Genomic DNA, 19,456 nt, shown 5'->3' on the forward strand with positions numbered 1-19,456 from the left:
AATTAATTCATTTGCTATATAAAGCAGGGTGTAAAAATGGTGCCATAGCTAAAGTAAGTGCTTGAGTGTAAGTACTTTCACGGGTTGCATGGTTATTAGTAAGAAGCCCAATAGCGCCACCTTTTTGCTTAATATTTTGAGTATTAAAGGCTTTATCCATTACGTCGCCAAGCTCTTCACCGTTTAACAGTGCATTATATAAAACTTGAGGTAAGGGTAAGTTGCTACTGCGTCCTACAGATTGCTCTGAACCGTTATTAATTACTACATAGGCAAAGGTTGCCGCACCGTAACTAAATTGCTCTGCGCCGCCTTCCATTGCACAGTAGTAGTCTGCTTTATAGGTATTTTTGCAAAAGGTTACTCTGTTTTGTGCACCAATGCGCGTTTGCTCTTCGCCAATAGGTTGATCTGGTACATTGGAGGGGGCATCAACACTTTGGCAATCAATCTCATGCTCAGGAAAATACATTGCAAAAATATGTTTAGCAGCGTTAATTTTTACAGGGTTTTTAGAACCTACAACAATTTTTAATGAGTACGACACAATATCCCTTATTGTTACTATAAATCAGCAGTGTACGTGAGAAAACTAGACCTGAGAAGATTAGTTATATTGGTATATCCAAAGGTGCTAAGTTCTCCAAGGCACGTTTTTTAATAATAATATCTTTAATAAGTGGGGTAAGCACCAGCTCCATCGCTAAACCCATTTTCCCACCAGGGACCACAAGTGTGTTTATACGAGACATGAAGCTGCCTTCGATCATTTGTAAATAATACGGAAAATCAACATCATCAATCCCCCTAAAACGAATAACGACAAAGCTTTCATCAAGTGATGGAATATCTTTTGCGCTAAAAGGATTAGAAGTGTCAACGGTTGGTACACGTTGAAAGTTAATATGAGTACGCGAAAACTGCGGCGTAATATGATTAATGTAGTCATCCATACTGCGTACAATTGAATCCATTACTTTTTCACGAGAGTGGCCACGATCTTGGGTATCGCGGATCAGCTTTTGGATCCATTCAAGGTTAATTATAGGCACCATGCCTATAAGTAAATCAACGTGCTTAGCTACATCATGATCTTGATCAACGACACCGCCATGCAGACCTTCGTAAAACATTAAATCGGTACTTGATTCAAGATCTTGCCACGGTGTAAACGTACCCGGTAATTGGTTATAAGGCACTGCTTCATCAAAAGTATGTAAGTAACGACGTAGCTTACCTTGCCCTGTTTCGCTGTATTGGCTAAAGAGCGTTTCTAGTGCACCAAAGTCATTTGCCTCTCGGCCAAAATAACTAATATGCTTACTTTCTTGTTGGGCTTCGCGTATTTTTTTATCCATTTCAGGGCGAGTGTAACGGTGAAAGCTATCTCCTTCGACAAAAGCTGCGTCTATATTTAAGCTACGAAAAATATGTTTAATAGCATTAGTGGTGGTAGTAGTACCGGCACCAGAAGAACCTGTAATAGCAATGATAGGATGTTTAGCTGACATGTTTATTTCTCTTTTTAAGGACCACGTTAGTTATAAAAAGTCTACTGGCTCTGCTCAAGTGACGCCACCAGCAAATAACGTTATCATGGGGTGCTTAAAATTAAAACGAGAGAAAGCATGAAACTTATTAACCCATTACTCGGACTCTTCTCAATAGCAGCGCTTAGCCTAAGTGTGGCGCATGCTAGCATGCCAAAGAGCCAAATATTACTCGCTGATTTAAATATGCCTTTTGGGGTACAAGTTAAGCTGATAAGTGATAAAAAGAGCTATAACAACCAACCTTATCTAACAAATACTGGTATTTACTTTACTCATGAAGTTATCTCTAATCAGCAAAGCCAAACAGATATTGCGTATTATGATTTCGCTACAAAACAAGTTAGTAATCTTACAAACTCACCTGTAAGTGAATACTCTCCAACAGTTATGCCAAACAAAAAGAGTTTATCAGCCATTGTGGTTGAGGAAGATTCTAAGCAAAAACTATGGGAGTACCCGTTAGATACACAGCAAAGCCCACGTCGTATTTTTGATTGGATAGAACCTGTAGGCTACCATGTTTGGGGTGTTCAAAATGATTTAGTCATGTTTATATTAGGTGAGCCTCATACACTGCAATACACCTCAGTAGAGGCTGCTAAAGGGCATATTGCGGCAAGTAATATTGGCCGGACCTTAATTTATAACCATTCAATGGCTAAATTTTTATTTAGTTACACTAAAAACGATCAGCATATTTTAGCGAGCTTTAATGCACAAACTAAGCAAGTTGAAGACTTATTAAGGTTACCTGCAAACGTACAAGACTTTATTTTAAAAAATGATACAACGATTGCTTATGCAATTAAAAACCGCGTGTATCAACGTCAACTTACAGGTAATAATGAGGTTTCACAGTGGCTAGATTTAACTACTTATTGCGATACCACAATCACTCGTATGAGCTATAACAATGATAAGCTCGCTTTTGTGTGTGATGTAAAATAAATTCGGACTTTGCAGTGCGTATACGTTACTGTATTGCGCAACTTACTATTATAGGATTTACAACGTGGCTTACAGCGCAGAAGAGCTTACAGAGCAGCTCATTAAATTACAGTGCAGAAGTAATTTTAAAATTAAGAACATTGCAGAGTACATGTTAGTAAACTCTAAAGAAGCGTTTTACACTCACAGCGAAAGTGGTAAAGGTAAAATTGTAATTCGCCCAGCATTCGAAGTGTTTAGCGATGACTTTAGTGATATAGATGGGGTTGTACGCGCCCCCGGTTATTTTCACAGTAGTGAAATGACCCGTTTCCCTACGCGTATATTTAAAAGTGCTCAGCCAATTCATTACGGCGTGGCGTTTAAAATAAACTCAGAGCAAGCTGCAAAAGACTTTGTAGCTAAATTAACTATGATCATTGGTGGTTAATAAAAGGCTTAGTTAAGCAAAAACTTGGTTAAGATATTTATTAAAAAGCCGCTGAATTTAATATTCAGCGGCTTTTGTATTTTTATAGTTTAATGAATCTAAGAGTTACTTACTTTTTAAGAAGCTATTAACCGATTCAAGCTCGCGTGTTTTAAGAGCGATACAATCGCTTGTGCTTTCTTCTAGTTTACTCAATGTACGTGCATAACCGGCTACATCAGCTACTTTTTTGTTAAAAAAGGCCTGAGTTTTAGCTAAGCTCTGTGCGTCACAACTTGCTGTTGTAAAGTACGGTAAGTTAGGAATAAAGAAAGGTGGCAAGCTTGCAGTTACTTTATCGTAATTGTTGTATACCCAATCTATAAATAGCGCTTGGCGCTCATCGGTATAACGTTGGCCTGATAAAATAGTACGCATATCAGAAGCCGTTACCTCGTCAGTTAGGCTATAAGCCAATACCGCTTTTTGAAGTTTTGGCTCGCCAAAAAAGCTCATTGCAGCAAGCATGTTCGTACGTACTTGTGGATCTTTTGTCGTTTTAAACGTCGTCATGAATTGATCAAGTAATGCTTCATCACCATGAAAAGCGGCAAGTGTTAAGTAGGTGCCCGCTAAATAAGGGTCTACTTTTTGCGGATCTTTTAAGTAAGCTTGTGTTTGCTCTTTTGCTTTATTAATTACACTTTGATCTTCGCCATCAAAACCTAAACGAGACACAACAGCTGCTCTTAACTGTGAAATAGCACCGTCTTCACCGGCTTTCGCTTCTAGGCCATATTTTTTAGCCGCAGGCGTTACAGCACCACGAATAAATTCAGGCCATAGATCTTTATTGCTTTCATCTTTAAAGGTGCGCTGCTGCGATACTAAGTAACCCAGTGCAGTATTAGCTACGCGAGGGTGGCTATCGCTTACAAATACTTCAAGCGTTTGCATTAATTTTGCTGCAGATATAACACCTGCATCAAGTAATGCATCAGTAGCTGAAAGCAGTGCTAGGCGCTCACGATCGCTTAGTACGCTAGGGGCTTTTTTAATAAGTGCGCTAAATTGTGCATCATCCATTACCCAGCGGTAGTAGCCTAAAGCACCTTGGTCAGGGTAAATCCACTCAGGTTCAAAATCTAGATCAAGCGTTTGGCTTTGTTTATTTAGTAAAATATTAGCTGTTTTTACTTTATCGCCGGCGCCATATTTTATAGCTACAGGTACATTCCAAAGTTGTGCAGGGGCATCAACTCCGGCGTTTGCAAAACGGCTTTGCGAAATAGTAAGCTTTTTACCTTGCTGCTTAACATTTACTAGTGGGAAAGACGATTGCTCAATAAACGATTTTAAAACACTTGCTACATCTTTATTTGACGCTTTACCTAACGCTTCCCATAAATCTGCAGCTTCGGCATTTTTAAAAGAAAACGCTTTTAAATAGCTTTGAATACCTTTTTGGAATGCATCTTCGCCAATCCAGTTTTCAACCATTGCAAGCACTGAGCTACCTTTAGAGTATGCTAAGCCTAAGCCATCCATAATATCGGCATCGGTTTTAATAGGCTTACGAATAGGTTTAGTACTTAGGCGAGCATCAAGTGCCATTACGTTGTTTTGCGGTAAATCAAGGTGTGATTCAAACTCAGGGTTAAGCTGCTTAGTAATTTTAGCCGCCATCCAGCTTGCAAACGCTTCATTTAACCATAAGTCGTTCCACCACTTCATGGTTACCAAGTTACCGTACCATTGGTGAGCAAGTTCGTGAGCAATAATAGACACGTTGCGCTGCTTTTTACTGCGAGTTGCAGCGGCTAAATCAACTAGTAAAATATCTTCACGGTAAGTTACCAGACCTGAATTTTCCATTGCGCCAAACGGGAATTCTGGAACAGCAACAGAGTCTAGTTTTTTATAAACATAAGGAATACCAAAGTAGGCTTCAAGTGCGCTCAGTACTTTTGGCATATTTTCTTTAGCGTATTGGGCTAAGTGAATTTTGCCTTGTGGCGTAATAACACGACCAGGAATAGGCATGCCTTCAATGTTTAACTCTTCAAACGGGCCAACAGCCATCGCTACAAGGTATGAAGGAATTGGCGGCGTTTTATCAAAATAGTGAGTGGTCATATCGCCGTTAACGGTTGTTTTTAACTCTGGCGTATTAGCATATACTTTTTGAGATGTAGGCGCGGTAATTGTCAGTTGAAATGGAATTTTATAATTTGGTTCATCAAAAACAGGAAACGCACGACGCGCATCATTCATTTCAAATTGGGTAAATAAATAAGGTGTGCCTTGGTCTAACGTTTTATATAAACCGACACTTTGGCGGTTATAAGGCGCAGAAAAATCAACTTTAAGCGTGTATTTACCCGGTTGAATTTGCTCATTACAGCTAAATTTAACTTTACCGGTTTTAAGCATTTCATTACTTAAATCACAGTTTTCTTCGCCAAGTAGTTGCGCCATTTTAACAGCGTAAGCTACCCCGTTTAGCTCAATGTATTTTGTTGGTTTTAGTACTTCTAGGGCTATTTCAGTCATCCCTGTGAATGTATCTTGGCTTGGGTCGAGAGTTAACGATACCTGCTGAGAGCTTGGTTTTGCGAGTTTTTCGATAACGAATTCGTTAGCGTTTGCAGCATTCATTGCTAAAGCAACGCTCACCGTTAAGAAGCTTTTAAAAAACATAATAATCCCTAGATTGTTGTTGTTAGAAACTACCCTAAATAGGCTTTTTTATGCGTTAATTATTTAGAGTGTGGGTATCCTAACAGCTTTTTAGAATGGAGTAATTGATTATAGCTTGGATAAAATAGTCAAAAAGAGGCTAAAGAGTAACAAAGTTTGTCAATGACTTTCACGCAGGGTAAAACGTGTCCAATGCACGTGAGAGTTAATGATACGAATTTGCTGAATCACATTATTTAATAATGAAATGTCGTCAAACTTATCGTGCTGATATTCGTTAAAGCCCATTAAGTAGTTAAAGGCATCTTTTGAGCCTGCTTGCAGCGCATAAATACGAATTTGTTGCTCAAAGTTAAGACGCAGACTGCTAATGGCCGTTTTCATTCCTAATTGGTCTACATTAGGAATGGCGCATTTTTGCAAATACCCAGCGCGCTCCCCTTCACCGGAAAACCATATACGTACTTTTTCGCTATAGCGGCCTGTTTTGGCTGGTAAGTCGAACATTAAGCGGGTCTGGTCGCGGGCTTTAATAAAATTAAGGTAGTCATTAAAGCCTGCATCAATTAAAGCCTGATGCACAGGTACTAAGCGCGGTTTTATTTTTCCGTGGGTATGAAAGCTAAAACATAAATTGCCATGCTCATAAACAAGGTCATCAAGTGTTAAGCAACCTATTTCGTCGCTATACGCGCCGCTATAATAAGCGATTAAAGGCAGCCAAAAGTGCCAATGTTTGGCTTGCTCACGTGCAACTTTAACATCACCATATATATATCCACTATAAAGTGTATGCAGTTCCATAGCTGAAAAAGGGCGACGACCAAGATGGGTTTTCAACGTAATACCTTGAAAGTAATGACGTGTTCTATTTTATACTCAAACTATACAAAGATGCGAGTATCGATTCTAGAATTTAGGTTATTTAATTGCTTAAACAAAAACACCCTGCATAAAAATAGGCAGGGTGTTTTTATTCGCTATCAGTTTATAGCGTAAATTATTCGCTTAAAGCGCGTGCTAAACCTACAGGTTCTATTTCTACACATACTTGGTCATCATTCCAATTTAGACCAACTAAAGCACTATCTTCGTTTAAATCTTCAACCCAATCATCTAAAAACTCATCAAGATTGATTTCTGCTGGGCTATATTCAGCCCATTCGTCTTTACATTGGGCTTTAGCTGCTTCTTCGCTTTCCCACAAAAGTAATACGTCAGTTTCTGCAAACTGATTTGACTCACATACAACAAAGCCGCCATCATCGCTGCTTAGTGCCCATACTTGCTCGCTTACACGTACTTTTTCTACAAAGCTAACTAGTTGTGATTCTATTTCGATATCGCTCATGTGTTTACCTTTTTAAATTAGAGACTAGGACTGGTATTTATTGCTGCTTGGCGCTTGCTATATTGCTCATGAAAAGCAACAAGCTCACTGTGCTGACTAAAGTCAGTCAGTTCGCGAAAGCAAATCCAATCAAGCAGGCAGTATAAACTGATGTTGAGGTATTCACAGCTTTTAAATTCATCATCGGCTAAATGCGTATTTAAATAGCTTAATGTTTCAGCAATGCGTTCGTTTTGCAGATTAAAAAATAGCTTATCGCTTTGAGTATCAAAACCAGAGCGTTTGCATAGCACCATTTCAACAAGTGAATCATTGCAGGCATTAACGATTGTAAGTAATTGCTCTTGTGGCCATGTCAGATCAGGCTTAGCTGTTTTTTTAAGAAGGTAGCGTAAAATTGTATTTGAATCGCCTAACGTGAGATCGCCATCAACCAAAATAGGTACTTTGCGTGCAGGGTTATTATTAGCAAGGGTAGGGCGGCCTTTTTCAGAAAATATATTTAAAGTAACAAATTCTAAATCACAGTTGTTTTCAAGAGCCCACATTCTTATGCGCCGAGCATAAGGTGAGGCATCAGTACCAATAAGCTTCATAAATACTCCTAAAAAAAGCCGCATAAGCGGCTTTTTGTTTATTGTAGTAACACAACGTTATTCTGAACGGCTTGTAACTTCAAGTAAATGATAGCCAAACTGTGTTTGAACAGGGCCTTGCACTTGGTTAATAGGTGCAGAGAATACAACTTTATCAAATTCAGGTACCATCATGCCTGGGCCAAACTCACCAAGAGCGCCACCATCTTGACCCGAAGGACAGTTAGAATGTGCTTTTGCTAATTCAGCAAAATCTTCGCCCTGTTCAATTTGTGTTTTTAGGTCTAAGCATTGTGCTTCGCTATCTACAAGTATGTGTCGTGCGCTTGCTACTGTCATCAAAATCTCCTGGATTTAAAGTAATGTTTTTTAATAAAATTGAAACTAGTCTAGTCAGGTTACGCTAATTGTACCAGTTTAGTTATTAGATAGTGCTTTTTCAATTGCGTTAACTAAGCGTGCTGACGAAGGTTCAGTTTTAGAGTTAAAGCGAGTAATTGTTTTACGATCAGCAGATACCAAATATTTATAAAAATTCCAATTAGGTGAACTCGTCCGCTCATTTAAGTGTTTAAATATTGCATTAGCATTACTACCGCGTACTTCGCTGGTGGCAAACATAGGGAAAGTGACCCCATAATTTACAAAACATACTTTTGCCGTTAACTTTTCGTCATTTTCTTCTTGAAAGAAATCGTCAGACGGGAAACCAAGTATTACTAACCCTTCGTCTTTGTATTGTTTGTAAAGTGCCTCTAGTCCTCTAAATTGTGGGGTGAACCCACAATTACTGGCTGTGTTTACAATAAGCAAAGGCTTATTTTTAAACTGACACAAGTTAATTGTTTGCTCAGAACGCAGCTTTCGTATATCTACATTGGTAAAATCTTGGCATGCTTCTGCGCTTTCATTCGTTAACGCGTGTGCGTGCAATGGTATATTTATACATAAAGCAGCTAACCCTAAAATTATTTTTTTTAGCATAACTAGCTCCTACATTTACGATTGTTTGATAGGGGGAACATACGCTAATATGAACAAAATTGATCAACCCTTCAAGTTACTATGACAACTCGCCTTGCAAATATTAATGATTTAAATGAAATAGTCTCCATTTATAACGAAACAATTGCGTCTCGAATGGTGACCGCTGATACCGAAGAAGTGAGCGTGGAGCAAAAGCGTGAGTGGTTTAATAGCCATACTGCAAATCGCCCCATCTATGTTTACTGCGAAGAAGAAAAAGTACTGGCTTGGCTTAGTTATAAGTCGTTTTATGGCCGCCCAGCTTACGATGGCACAGTAGAAATAAGTATTTATATTACCAGCAAAGCGCAAGGTAAAGGTTTAGGTAAAAAGTTAATGGAATTTGCTCAAACAAAAGCTAAGCAGTTAGGTATTAAAGTATTACTAGGTTTTATTTTTAGTCATAACGTGCCAAGCATAAAGTTATTTAAACATTTTGAGTTTGATGTATGGGGCGAATTACCTAATGTTGCCATTATGGACGATACACCATATAGCCTAACTATTTTTGGAAAACACCTATAATAGAATGATGTTTTAAATCTGAGTTATATTTTTTTTACAAAATAAGTACAAGGACTTATGCTAATTAAATAAAAATGGACTACGCTATTAACATATTAAGTTTATTAATTTTAAGTGTAGCTTGATGGTTCGAAAAATATTAATTGTTGATAGTAGCAGTATCATCGCCATGAGGGTGAAGGTGCTTTTAGAATTAATAGGATGTGAAGTCGAATTAATTCACTTTAGCATGCTAGAAATGTACACTCGGATCGCTGACTATGACCTTGTTATAGTCGCTCATGGTGTGCCTGTAGATGCTATAAAACCGCTTGCGAATGAAGTTGTGCAAGAGCGCTTTATGCTGCTTGCACCTAAAGCTGAGAACGGTGAGCAATTAACTGCCTTTAGTGAGCTAAACCATGTTGCACCTAATGCAACGGTGGTTTACCCATTTTTTTCCAATAAAGAAATCACTTCACTGCTAGAGAGCCTACTTGAACTTGGCTCAAATCATATATTAAAACTGCCAACCATTTTATTAGTTGACCATATCCCTGAGCGCCTTGAAAAAATGAAAACCAGTTTGGTTGGTGCGCACATAGAAACTTATACAGCCACTGATAGCACCCAAGCATTAGAAATAAGTAAAGATAAGCACATAGACATACTCATAAGCGATTTTATTTTAAATGATGGTACTGGGTTAGATATTTTTTCACGCTTAAAAGTTTCGCAATCACATTGCCGCTGTTTGTTATTTACCTCTCGTCCTGATCAAGTTTCGATGATAGAGGCTATTCGCCAAGGCGTAGAAGATGTACTCATTAAACCTTTAAATGACAGTGTTTTACTTCAGTCGGTACATAAACTATGGCAAACAGAGCTACTAAAACGCGACAACGCAGAGCTTGTTGAAAGGCTTCAAGATACCGTAGATGCATTAATCGAAAAAGACAGCCTACTTCAAGTTATTTATAAACATACACCCGATGCCATCATGCTGTTTCAGCGCGGTGGTAAAGTAATAGAAGCTAATGATGCATGTTTAAAGCTGTTTAATTTACCGTTTAATGAACTGGAAGGTAAATCTGTATTTAGCTTTTTAGATGAGGATTCTATTAGCGGTATTAAAGATAAAATTTCAACGCTAAATAGTAATCGTCAATTTAGTTGTGATTTGCGTTTAGCTAAAACGACGGGGGGTTACATTCCGCTGGTGGGTTCTTTTAACGAAATAGATCACCATGGTGATATAGCCCTTGCTGTTATTTTTAAAAATGTAACGCACCTTAAGCAAAAAGAAGATTTACTGTTAGAAGCAAAAGATGTACTTGAGGAACAAGTAAGAGCGCGTACCTCGCAACTTGAGCATGCTAAAAATGTCGCTGAAGCTGCCAATCTTAGTAAATCAGAGTTTTTGGCCAACATGTCGCATGAGTTACGTACACCAATGCATTCAATATTAAGCTTTTCGCGCTTTGGCTTGAGCAAATTAGCTGCTGGCGATTTTGCTAAAGAAAAACTCGTAAAATATTTATCTCGCATTGAAAGTAGTGGTGAGCGCCTACTTTCGTTACTTAATAACTTGCTCGATTTATCTAAACTCGACGTGGGTAAATTTCCCTTTAACCCTCGACCATACAACTTAGCAAATATTATAAAAACAAGCATTGATGATGTATCGGGTACTGCTATGGAAAAAGAAATAGAAATAGCTTTTATTGCCCAACCACTACCCGTTATTGCACAGTGCGATGAAGAACAAATAAATCAGTTATTACGAAATGTACTCGGCAACGCCTTAAAATTTAGTGAGCCAAAAAGCAAAATTAAAGTAACTCTTGAGTCAAACAATGAGCTTGCCATAATAGAAGTGATTGATAACGGCATTGGTATACCTGAGGATGAGCTCGAACATATTTTTACTAAGTTTGCACAAAGTAGTAAAACAAATAGTGGTGCAGGCGGTACCGGTTTAGGCCTTGCCTTATGTAGGGAGTTTGTGTCTTTACACCAAGGTGAAATAACCGCGCAAAATAACGAAAACGGTGGTGCAACAGTATGCATACAAGTACCACTGGAAATAAACCTAGATGAACATTTGGCCGAAGAGCAATTAGAGCAGCAAAACCACTAATTATTTTTGGCAAGCCAAGTAACTTTTTTTAAGAATTTGAATGGATGATAAATTATGGCCTTAACTAAAATTCTTGCCGTCGATGACGAGCCGTTTAACCTTGAAATAATTGAAGAAATTTTAGAAGAACTTGATTTTGAATTGCAAGTAGCAACCAGCGGCCCAGAATGCTTAGGCATGGTTGAAGATTATATGCCTCAGGTTATATTACTCGACGTAAGTATGCCGCAAATGAACGGTTATGAGGTGTGTAAAGCACTTAAGGCTAACCCTAATACAGCGCATATAATTGTTATGTTTGTTTCAGCACGCGGTACTGTTGAAGAGCGAATGGAAGGCTATTCAGTAGGTGCAGAGGATTATATTGTAAAGCCATTTGGACACGATGAACTTAAATCAAAACTCAAAAACTTAAACCAAGTACTTATTGAAAAACAAAGCCTCGAAAAGCAAGTTGAAGACGCGACTTCTACAGCATTTAATGCGATGGCCAACAGTAGTGAAATGGGCGAAATAGTTAACTATGTTGAAAACATAGGTTTTATTAATGAACCAGAAGAGCTAGGTAAAGCACTTATAGATTGCCTTAAATCATTTGACTTACAAAGTAATGTTGAATTTAGGCAGGGCGATGAAATAAGCCATTTTGCGCTAAATGGTGTATGTTCGCCAATAGTCGTTGAGCTATTTGAAATGCTTAAAAATAAAGGGCGTTTACATGAGTTTTCGCACCGAATTTTAGTTAATTATGAACTGATTAGCCTGCTTATTTTAAACATGCCAGATCACGATCCAGATAAACACGGGCGCATACGCGATCACGTGTGTTTTATTGTAAGCGTGACCGAACAACAATTACGCGCAATCATGACCAAAAAAATGCTTGAGTCGCAACAGGCGAAACTTAATGCTGTTGCAAGTGCGGTACACAGCAAATTTCATGGGCTAATTAGCTTATTAAATGAGAACCGCCAAAGTAACGAAAGAGTATTTAAACAATTACAAGAAGAGCTTGAAGAGCGTATTCCTACAATGGGGTTAGATGAAGATCAGGAGGTGTTTATTTATAAAAAAGTAGATAAAACAATCCAAAATTCAATTGCTAGAGAGGAGTCTGTAAAACAGGTAAAAGCAGCCTTTGCTGAAATTGAGCAACATCTTTCGTTGTTATTAAAAAGCTAGTATGTTTTAAATTTTGAGGTTTACTTTCGGGTATTTAAGCATCTCGGGGTAAACCTTTTTCAACAATTCTAATCAGTCTTAGGGTTTTTCGAAGTTGCACACGCTGTTTGTCGTTTTGCTGTGTAAGTGCCCAATTAATATGCTCTAAAACAAGCTCGCTGCAATTCAGAGCTTTATCTTCAAGGGCAAAAACTATCTTAGGGCTAAAATCGGCATTTCCTAAACCCACCGCTAAATTACGTAGCCATCGCTCATGGCCAATACGGCGAATAGGGCTGCCTTCAGTGTTTTTTAAAAACGTTGCTTCATCCCAAGCAAATAACTCAAGTAAGTCTTTATCTTTTAATTGTGTGCGAGGGTGAAAGTCATTTTCATCAGTTATTTGTCCATATCGGTTCCATGGGCATACCAGTTGGCAGTCATCGCAGCCATAAATACGATTACCTAATAAAGCTCTATATTGCTCAGGTATAGCGCCTTGATGCTCAATAGTTAAGTACGATATGCATTTGCGTGCATCAACTACATAAGGCTCTACAATTGCACCTGTAGGGCAAAGCGTAATGCAGGCTACACATTTTCCGCAGCCTTCGAAGGTGTTTTCATCATCAATCGGTAGGGGTAAATCAACAAATAACTCACCTAAAAAAAACCATGAGCCAGCTTCTTGGTTTATTAACAATGAATGTTTGCCACGCCAGCCTAAACCTGCTTTTTCAGCAAGTTGGCGCTCAAGCACCGGCGCTGAGTCTACAAACGGCCTAAAGCCATAATCGCCAATTTCTTGCTCTATTTTTTGGCCTAGTTTTTTTAACCTATTACGCATTAATTTATGGTAATCACGCCCTAAAGCATAGCGGCTAATGTAGGCTTTTTCGGTATTTTTAAGTGTTTTAGCAAAGCTTGCATCAGGGGGGAGGTAATTCATTTTTACCGAAATAACGCGCTGAGTACCAGGAACTAATTCAGCAGGGCGAGCGCGTTTCATGCCATGTGCCGCCATATAATCCATTGACCCGTGATAACCTGCATCAAGCCAGCGCTGTAATTGTGCTTCGTGCTTAGATAAATCAATGTCGGTTATGCCAACTTCGCTAAAGCCAAGCTCTTGCCCCCATACTTTAATTTGTTGGGCTAGTTGTTCATAATTTGGAGTAGGGTTGCTCACACACATTTCACGCTTAAATTAATAGCCGCGTAATTTAACATATTTGCTGGTGGGCGAAAACGCCTGTCAGAGCACAAATCGCTTTAACTGTTGCTGGGTTTGTAAGCTTAATTGCTGAGATTGTTGGCAATCGTTAAGGGCAGTATCTATTTGTTGTTTGGCTTGCTCGCCTAAAGCTACTATCTGCTCTACCGATTGATGGGTCTGTGTTTGAGTGTTTTCTAACGTATGTACAGCATTTACTATTTGTTGGAGCTGTTGTTGGTTTTGTTCAAACTCATTCAGCATTTTAGTAAAGCCATCGGATGTATTACTTATCGCGCTTTGCGCATTATTAGAATGGGTAATTAATTGCTCTGACTCTTTGTTTGTTTCATTTACTAGCTCGTTCATTTGGTTAATAAAGTCGCTAATTTGCCTAGTTGCACCGCTTACTTTTATTGACAGCGTACGTACTTCATCGGCAACAACAGCAAAGCCTCTACCTGCGTCACCGGCTCTAGCCGCTTCAATTGCAGCATTGAGCGCCAATAAATTAGTTTGATCAGAAAACTCTTCAACCATTTTTAATATGCTGCGAATATTTTCGCTGTTTTCTTTAAGCCCTGCTACCGTGTTTGAAAAGCTACCCAGCATATTAGTAATCAAACCAACTTGCTCAACTAAGGCTAAAAGTTCGGATGCAGAGAGCTTTACAAAATTAAGGTGTTCATTATTTACCTCATGCACGCTGTCTGTGTTGCTTACTATGTTTTGTAAGCTTTGCGTTATTTGCATACTGGCATTAATAATACTGCGGCTTAAGTTTATTTGCTGCTCACTTGATTGCTCAGTACTATGCATAGACTCAGTCACTTGAGTGTTACTGTGCGCACTAGCTTGAGCGCTATTGTGCGTAGTGCTTAATAACTCACTTAAATGAGTGGTGAATATATTGTACTGCGTACTTAAATCTTTAAATTCATCATAAGAAAAATGAGGGAGTTTTGCTGCTAAATTGGCATCTTGCTGGTTTATTTGTATTAAAGTGTCTCGCATTGCAGTTACAGGACGTACAATTAGAAAGCGCATATAAAAAAGAGTAAAAACAAAGCCAGCTACAATAACGAAAGTTAGCAACCAAAATAACCCTGTACTTTGCTGTTGTTCGCTTAAGGTTTGATATAACCAAAATAATGTAATTGCTTGAAACAAAAATACAAAACTCAAATTACCCACTATTTTACGGGTTAGTGTAAAAAAGAATGTTTGTTCTACATAATCATAAATTTTCATAAAACCACTCATTGAACTCAAGTCCTGTAATTTTGATTAGCAATAGGTAAGCTACCTTTACTATAACGATGCTAAATAAGCTTTAGTGTGGGCTGGATAGTTGGTAAAAATTCCCTCTACACCATATTCAAGCATCAGTGATATATCTTGCTCTTTATCGACCGTATAAGCATAAATCTTTAGGCCTCGTTTTTTAGCATCATCTGCAAATTCTTTATTTACAAAGTTTTTATCTACATGGACACTAAATGCATTTAGCTCTTGAGCAAATTTTGCGTAGTGAAGCGGGATCGATGATGTTAATGCGCCTATTTTAAGCCATGGTAGTATTTTTTTAAGGTACTGCAATTGATGATGATCAAACGACGACACTAAAATGTTTTCTTTTGATATTTTGCCTGCTGCAATATTACACTCAAGCACCGTTGTAAACTTTTCAAGTTCAAAGGTATGTTTAAGCTCTAAATTTAATAATGTTTTATTGTTATTCCAATCAATTAGCTGCTGAAGCGTTGGTATTTTTTCGCCGTTACCCGCATTTAGTTTAGACAAGTCTTGGGCAGTAAAGTCCCTTACCTTACCTGTGCCGCTGGTGGTTCTATCAAGCCACGAATCATGAATAATCATGTAATCATCAAGCGTACTCTGAACATCAACTTCAATGCCATCAATGTTGGCTTTTAGTGCTTCTAAAATTGCGCTTTTAGTGTTTTCAGGAAAATCGCCACTGGCACCTCTGTGTGCGAATACTTTCATTGTCGAGCCTTTTTAGTGATTGACCAGGTTTCAAAACATGCAGCACTAACAATAAGCGCACCGCCAATAAGTGTCATTAAAGTAGGGCGTTCATGAATAATTACTATAGCCAGTATTGTGCCATAAAGTGGCTGTAAGCAAGAAATTAACCCCGCAGTTGCTGCAGATAAATGCTTTAAACTGGCTGCAAATAACGAGTGTGGTGTAGCGGTAAAAATAATACCCGCCACAGCAATTAAAATAAGGTCGTGGTTACTAACCTCATACACAGGAACTTCAATAAATGCGCATAACATTAAACTTGCCACCAAGGTTTGATAAAACATAGTCTGTGGGCCGCCGTACTGGCTAAAGTAGCGCTTGTGGATGATGTTTCTAATTGAAAAAAACAAAGCCGATACAATTCCCGTAATGACACCAAAGGTTACATCGTCACCTAAATCGGCACTTGGCACGAGTAAATATATGCCAACTACTACAATAGCTGCACTTATTATATCTTTCGCTTGGGGCCTACTTTTATTAAACACCGGCTCTAAAAAAACCGTCATAACGGGGTAGCTAAAAAAAGCCAGCATACCAATAGTAACACCGGCCATTTGCATGCCTGCAAAATAAGTTACCCAATGTAAGCCTACTGCTACACCTAAAAATAGTGCTATTAAATAGTCTTTAGGTTTATTTAGTTTTATTTGTTTTTTTTGAAAATACAGCATCGCCAAAAGTGCCATACCAGCAATGGCGGTTCTGTAAACAGTAATATCAAGCGCATTTAAACCAATTAGTTTTGCAAAAAGGGCAGTGCCCCCAAAAAGTAATACGGCAATATGTAAGTAAATTAAACTTTGCTGTTGTGGCTGCATTTAAACATCATCTCCTTTTTTTAATATGTTATCACTGGGCGAGCGCCTACAGGATGAAATTTATAAAACATGACAATTGTCAGCAAAGTTAATGACATTTCACACTCTTATTAATTTTAGGGTTTGGCATAGTTACCTTACTTACTTGGAGGTTGCTATGAATACATTCGTTTTAATAAGCTTGGCGATTAGCGAGTTTTTGGAATCAATTAGCTTTAGTGTTTCAATAAATGATTACTTTATACTCATTAGTGTTTTTGTGTTATTTATATTTATTAATAAAAATAGTGCTTTAAATAAAAATAATAACTTAGAGGTATGTGTATGAGTGAAGCTAACACACTTTCAAAACCAGCAGATAAAAATTTTTGGAAGTACGTGCCATTAATTTTTACGGGGTTTTATTTATTACCCACTCTTTTTAACTTATCGCATTTGCCAGTAAACACAATTGTAATGAGTGTGGCGTTTTATATTGTATTTATTTTGCTTTATATAAAAGCCATGAACTGTGAAACAAAAGCTATCTCTAAACTGTTTATAATGATGTTAGTGGTTTGTTTTAGCGCTACATTTTATACCACAGGCACGTCTACCTTATACGGATTTATCACTTTTATAGCGGGTGAATCGTATAGTAAAAGGCACAGGGTATACGCAGTATTTGGTATTGCTTTTGCGGTATTATTAAGCGCCTACTTAGCTGATATGGAAAATGTAAAATATTTTTTAGCAGGCACATTATTAATTTCAGCCGCATTATTTGCCTTTGGTATAGCTAGTCAAAAAGAGCGGCTGCACAAAATGCGCGAGCAAGAAAGCGCTAACCAATTAGAGCAATTAGCTGCCATTGCTGAGCGTGAACGAATAGCGCGCGACCTGCACGATATTTTAGGTCATTCACTTTCATCAATTGCGTTAAAAGCAGAGCTTGCCAATAAGTTGAATCAGGGTGAGCGATATGAGCAGGCAAATAACGAAATAGCACAAGTTGCTGATCTTGCAAGGCAACTGTTAAGCGACGTGAGAAACGCCGTAAGTGATTTAAAACAGCTTAATTTAGTTAGTCAGCTGGCGCAGCTTAAACAAAGGCTTATAGAGCAAGAGTTTAACGTTACATTTAACGTGGTTTTAAATACTTTGCCCGCTAAAGTAGAGGGGTTAGCAGGCCTTATAATTAAAGAAGCCGTTACTAATTTACTGCGCCATAGCAGTACAAAAAACAGCGAAATAAATATAGAGCAAACAGCGCAGCAATTACTTATAACGGTTATCGATCATGCACCTTGCAGCACGTTAAACGCAGGTAATGGCTTAAACGGTATAAAAGAGCGCGCAGAGCAACTTAATGGTAGTGCTAGTTTTACATGTGGCGAGCGCTTTACTTTAAATGTAATACTGCCAATTACAGCTAAGGATTTACAATGATCAAAGTATATTTAGTGGAAGATCAAGCACTGGTTCGCGACGCAGTTGCTGCTTTGCTAAGCCTTGATTTTAATATTGAGGTAATAGGCCAAGCAAGTAACGGCCAAGATGCGCTAACAGCAATAACTAGCCTTACATACGACAGCATGCCTGATATTATTTTAACCGATATCGAAATGCCAAATATGAATGGCATAGAGCTGAGTGAGCAAATAGCGGTAAAATTTCCTGATATAAAAGTGGTAATAATGACCACGTTTTCACGAGCGGGTTATATAAGGCGCTCATTAAGTGCGGGTGTTAAAGGATTTATATTAAAAGAAGCCCCGAGCGATGAGCTTATCAACGCGCTTAAAAAAGTAATGCAAGGGCAAAAAGTAATTGACCCAGAGCTTGCCATTAACGCCCTAGATGATGCCGATCCACTGACCGACAAAGAACGCAAAGCACTCAAGCTTGCAAGCGATGGTCTTAAAACAAGTGAGATTGCTAAGCTGCTTTTTATAAGCGAAGGCACTACGCGTAACTATTTGTCTGATGCAATCGCAAAGCTAAACGCTACAAACCGCGTAGATGCAGCGCGTATTGCAAGGCAAAAAGGCTGGCTTTAGTATCCTTTTTATTAAAAACAAATTCGGTATCGCGTTAAATAACTCACTAATTTAACGCGATAGCCATAAACCACACAATTAACGCAGGAGGGCTTCTTAACTTGCTCTGGGTTTATAAATTATAAGTAAAGTATTACTATGTTACTTATAAAAGTAACGAACAGCGCTTAAAGTTATGCTAAAAAACAACAAGTGAGAGTTTAATGACAGCATTAATAGAGTTTAAAAACGAAAATAACACCGCTATATTAACGATGAACACCGCTGAAAACCGCCACAACCCCGCATTTTTAGCGCAGCTTAACCAACACCTAGATAACACTGAAAGTAACCAAGCCATTACATCGGTAGTATTAACATCATCGAGTGATAAAAACTGGTCACTTGGAATCGACTTACAATGGATGGCTAACTCAAGTAACACACCTACAGATATCGCTAACTTTATGCTTGAAATAACCCAGCTATTAAAGCGTATTGTTACCTTTCCAATGCCTATTATAGCAGCGTTAAACGGCCATACTTATGGTAATGGTGCTGTACTTGCGTGTGCGTGTGATTTTAGATTTATGAAATCAGACAAAGGCTTTTTCTGTTTTCCTGAGGTTGATGTACTCGTCCCGTTTGTGCCTTCTATGATCCCTATTATTCATAAAGCAATTCCTCACACCTACTTTAACCGCTTAGCTATGTCTGGGCAGCGTGTTGGTGCGAGCGAACTTTTAACAAACAATGTAATAGAAGAAGTGTTTACTAATAACGAAGAGCTACAAGCTGGTGTACTTGAATTTGCACAGCAATTTAATAAAAATCGCTGGATTTATGCTCAAAATAAAACACAAATAAACAAACATATTTTACAAACAATAAAACAAGAAGACCCAGCATTTATAGAAAATATTAGTAAACTGCTCTGGAAAAACCTACAGAAAAAGTAGACTTAAAT

At 38.2% G+C, this 19,456-nt stretch carries 20 protein-coding genes; 8 read left to right on the plus strand and 12 right to left on the minus strand.

The genetic code is table 11. From position 1 onward, the window contains the following. Window positions 1–7 precede the first annotated feature (7 nt). Both yjjX and J8L71_RS01765 read right to left on the minus strand, forming a co-directional pair. Window positions 8–547, minus strand: a complete 540-nt coding sequence (gene yjjX / locus J8L71_RS01760) for an inosine/xanthosine triphosphatase (protein ID WP_210998996.1) — start codon at window positions 545–547, stop codon at window positions 8–10. Between the two features lie 64 nt (window positions 548–611). Next, window positions 612–1,511, minus strand: coding sequence for a phosphoribulokinase (locus tag J8L71_RS01765; RefSeq protein ID WP_210998997.1), 900 nt, complete (start codon window positions 1,509–1,511; stop codon window positions 612–614). Between the two features lie 117 nt (window positions 1,512–1,628). Here J8L71_RS01765 and J8L71_RS01770 point away from each other — a divergent pair, with 117 nt between their 5' ends. Continuing rightward, window positions 1,629–2,501: a hypothetical protein gene (locus J8L71_RS01770; RefSeq protein ID WP_210998998.1), complete on the plus strand. Its 873-nt coding sequence runs from the start codon at window positions 1,629–1,631 to the stop codon at window positions 2,499–2,501. Between the two features lie 64 nt (window positions 2,502–2,565). Further along, on the plus strand, window positions 2,566–2,931 hold the full coding sequence (locus J8L71_RS01775) for a hypothetical protein (RefSeq protein ID WP_210998999.1): 366 nt from the start codon (window positions 2,566–2,568) through the stop codon (window positions 2,929–2,931). Window positions 2,932–3,036: 105 nt separating this feature from the next. Here J8L71_RS01775 and J8L71_RS01780 read toward each other — a convergent pair whose 3' ends face one another. The 6 genes from J8L71_RS01780 to J8L71_RS01805 all read right to left on the minus strand — a co-directional run bounded on the left by J8L71_RS01780 (window position 3,037) and on the right by J8L71_RS01805 (window position 8,541). Continuing rightward, entirely contained in the window at window positions 3,037–5,610 is a 2,574-nt protein-coding gene (locus J8L71_RS01780; protein ID WP_210999000.1) for a M1 family metallopeptidase, read from the minus strand. A 159-nt stretch (window positions 5,611–5,769) separates the two neighbouring features. Further along, complete coding sequence (locus J8L71_RS01785) at window positions 5,770–6,450, minus strand: hypothetical protein (RefSeq protein WP_210999001.1); 681 nt, start codon at window positions 6,448–6,450, stop codon at window positions 5,770–5,772. Between the two features lie 160 nt (window positions 6,451–6,610). Then, window positions 6,611–6,961, minus strand: a complete 351-nt coding sequence (locus J8L71_RS01790; RefSeq protein ID WP_058547034.1) for a DUF2750 domain-containing protein — start codon at window positions 6,959–6,961, stop codon at window positions 6,611–6,613. Window positions 6,962–6,978: 17 nt separating this feature from the next. Continuing rightward, window positions 6,979–7,557 (minus strand): glutathione S-transferase family protein, encoded by a 579-nt coding sequence (locus J8L71_RS01795; protein WP_210999002.1) that lies wholly within the window; start codon window positions 7,555–7,557, stop codon window positions 6,979–6,981. A gap of 57 nt (window positions 7,558–7,614) precedes the next feature. After that, a complete protein-coding gene (locus tag J8L71_RS01800) occupies window positions 7,615–7,896 on the minus strand; it encodes a peptidylprolyl isomerase (protein WP_058547036.1) in 282 nt (93 codons plus the stop codon). A gap of 78 nt (window positions 7,897–7,974) precedes the next feature. Further along, entirely contained in the window at window positions 7,975–8,541 is a 567-nt protein-coding gene (locus J8L71_RS01805; protein WP_210999003.1) for a glutathione peroxidase, read from the minus strand. An 81-nt stretch (window positions 8,542–8,622) separates the two neighbouring features. Here J8L71_RS01805 and J8L71_RS01810 point away from each other — a divergent pair, with 81 nt between their 5' ends. The 3 genes from J8L71_RS01810 (at window position 8,623) to J8L71_RS01820 (ending at window position 12,409) form a co-directional block, all read left to right on the plus strand. Beyond that, the gene (locus tag J8L71_RS01810) at window positions 8,623–9,108 is read left to right on the plus strand and encodes a GNAT family N-acetyltransferase (RefSeq protein WP_210999004.1); all 486 of its coding nucleotides are present in this window, start codon (window positions 8,623–8,625) and stop codon (window positions 9,106–9,108) included. A gap of 124 nt (window positions 9,109–9,232) precedes the next feature. Beyond that, on the plus strand, window positions 9,233–11,227 hold the full coding sequence (locus tag J8L71_RS01815) for an ATP-binding protein (RefSeq protein WP_210999005.1): 1,995 nt from the start codon (window positions 9,233–9,235) through the stop codon (window positions 11,225–11,227). A 54-nt stretch (window positions 11,228–11,281) separates the two neighbouring features. Further along, on the plus strand, window positions 11,282–12,409 hold the full coding sequence (locus J8L71_RS01820) for a response regulator (RefSeq protein WP_210999006.1): 1,128 nt from the start codon (window positions 11,282–11,284) through the stop codon (window positions 12,407–12,409). A 34-nt stretch (window positions 12,410–12,443) separates the two neighbouring features. Here the strand turns inward: J8L71_RS01820 and queG are convergent, their stop codons facing one another. The 4 genes from queG to J8L71_RS01840 form a co-directional block, all read right to left on the minus strand. Continuing rightward, window positions 12,444–13,577: a tRNA epoxyqueuosine(34) reductase QueG gene (gene queG / locus J8L71_RS01825; protein WP_210999007.1), complete on the minus strand. Its 1,134-nt coding sequence runs from the start codon at window positions 13,575–13,577 to the stop codon at window positions 12,444–12,446. 66 nt (window positions 13,578–13,643) lie between these two features. Then, the gene (locus tag J8L71_RS01830; RefSeq protein WP_210999008.1) at window positions 13,644–14,864 is read right to left on the minus strand and encodes a methyl-accepting chemotaxis protein; all 1,221 of its coding nucleotides are present in this window, start codon (window positions 14,862–14,864) and stop codon (window positions 13,644–13,646) included. A gap of 48 nt (window positions 14,865–14,912) precedes the next feature. Beyond that, window positions 14,913–15,608, minus strand: coding sequence for a glycerophosphodiester phosphodiesterase family protein (locus tag J8L71_RS01835; protein WP_210999009.1), 696 nt, complete (start codon window positions 15,606–15,608; stop codon window positions 14,913–14,915). Further along, on the minus strand, window positions 15,605–16,471 hold the full coding sequence (locus J8L71_RS01840; protein ID WP_210999010.1) for a DMT family transporter: 867 nt from the start codon (window positions 16,469–16,471) through the stop codon (window positions 15,605–15,607). Before J8L71_RS01840 ends, J8L71_RS01835 begins: the two co-directional genes overlap by 4 nt. Before the next feature lie 324 nt (window positions 16,472–16,795). Between J8L71_RS01840 and J8L71_RS01845 the strand changes: the two genes are divergently transcribed. The 3 genes from J8L71_RS01845 (at window position 16,796) to J8L71_RS01855 (ending at window position 19,448) form a co-directional block, all read left to right on the plus strand. Then, window positions 16,796–17,899, plus strand: coding sequence for a histidine kinase (locus J8L71_RS01845; protein WP_210999011.1), 1,104 nt, complete (start codon window positions 16,796–16,798; stop codon window positions 17,897–17,899). Further along, window positions 17,896–18,510 (plus strand): response regulator transcription factor, encoded by a 615-nt coding sequence (locus J8L71_RS01850; protein WP_210999012.1) that lies wholly within the window; start codon window positions 17,896–17,898, stop codon window positions 18,508–18,510. Before J8L71_RS01845 ends, J8L71_RS01850 begins: the two co-directional genes overlap by 4 nt. A 203-nt stretch (window positions 18,511–18,713) precedes the next feature. Next, window positions 18,714–19,448 carry an enoyl-CoA hydratase/isomerase family protein gene (locus J8L71_RS01855; RefSeq protein WP_210999013.1) on the plus strand — a complete coding sequence of 245 codons (735 nt, stop codon included), beginning with the start codon at window positions 18,714–18,716 and terminating at the stop codon, window positions 19,446–19,448. Window positions 19,449–19,456: the final 8 nt, after the last annotated feature.

Source organism: Pseudoalteromonas sp. MMG007 (assembly GCF_018100985.1).
In the GTDB taxonomy this organism is placed as follows: domain Bacteria; phylum Pseudomonadota; class Gammaproteobacteria; order Enterobacterales; family Alteromonadaceae; genus Pseudoalteromonas.

Excerpts from the sequence above, each read along its gene's own strand:
- J8L71_RS01765 (WP_210998997.1), bottom strand. The coding sequence starts at position 1,511 with ATGTCAGCTAAACATCCTATCATTGCTATTACAGGTTCTTCTGGTGCC.
- J8L71_RS01770 (WP_210998998.1), top strand. The coding sequence starts at position 1,629 with ATGAAACTTATTAACCCATTACTCGGACTCTTCTCAATAGCAGCGCTT.
- J8L71_RS01780 (WP_210999000.1), bottom strand. The coding sequence starts at position 5,610 with ATGTTTTTTAAAAGCTTCTTAACGGTGAGCGTTGCTTTAGCAATGAAT.
- J8L71_RS01790 (WP_058547034.1), bottom strand. The coding sequence starts at position 6,961 with ATGAGCGATATCGAAATAGAATCACAACTAGTTAGCTTTGTAGAAAAA.
- J8L71_RS01795 (WP_210999002.1), bottom strand. The coding sequence starts at position 7,557 with ATGAAGCTTATTGGTACTGATGCCTCACCTTATGCTCGGCGCATAAGA.
- J8L71_RS01800 (WP_058547036.1), bottom strand. The coding sequence starts at position 7,896 with ATGACAGTAGCAAGCGCACGACACATACTTGTAGATAGCGAAGCACAA.
- J8L71_RS01805 (WP_210999003.1), bottom strand. The coding sequence starts at position 8,541 with ATGCTAAAAAAAATAATTTTAGGGTTAGCTGCTTTATGTATAAATATA.
- J8L71_RS01810 (WP_210999004.1), top strand. The coding sequence starts at position 8,623 with ATGACAACTCGCCTTGCAAATATTAATGATTTAAATGAAATAGTCTCC.
- J8L71_RS01815 (WP_210999005.1), top strand. The coding sequence starts at position 9,233 with ATGGTTCGAAAAATATTAATTGTTGATAGTAGCAGTATCATCGCCATG.
- J8L71_RS01820 (WP_210999006.1), top strand. The coding sequence starts at position 11,282 with ATGGCCTTAACTAAAATTCTTGCCGTCGATGACGAGCCGTTTAACCTT.
- J8L71_RS01830 (WP_210999008.1), bottom strand. The coding sequence starts at position 14,864 with ATGAGTGGTTTTATGAAAATTTATGATTATGTAGAACAAACATTCTTT.
- J8L71_RS01835 (WP_210999009.1), bottom strand. The coding sequence starts at position 15,608 with ATGAAAGTATTCGCACACAGAGGTGCCAGTGGCGATTTTCCTGAAAAC.
- J8L71_RS01840 (WP_210999010.1), bottom strand. The coding sequence starts at position 16,471 with ATGCAGCCACAACAGCAAAGTTTAATTTACTTACATATTGCCGTATTA.
- J8L71_RS01845 (WP_210999011.1), top strand. The coding sequence starts at position 16,796 with ATGAGTGAAGCTAACACACTTTCAAAACCAGCAGATAAAAATTTTTGG.
- J8L71_RS01850 (WP_210999012.1), top strand. The coding sequence starts at position 17,896 with ATGATCAAAGTATATTTAGTGGAAGATCAAGCACTGGTTCGCGACGCA.
- J8L71_RS01855 (WP_210999013.1), top strand. The coding sequence starts at position 18,714 with ATGACAGCATTAATAGAGTTTAAAAACGAAAATAACACCGCTATATTA.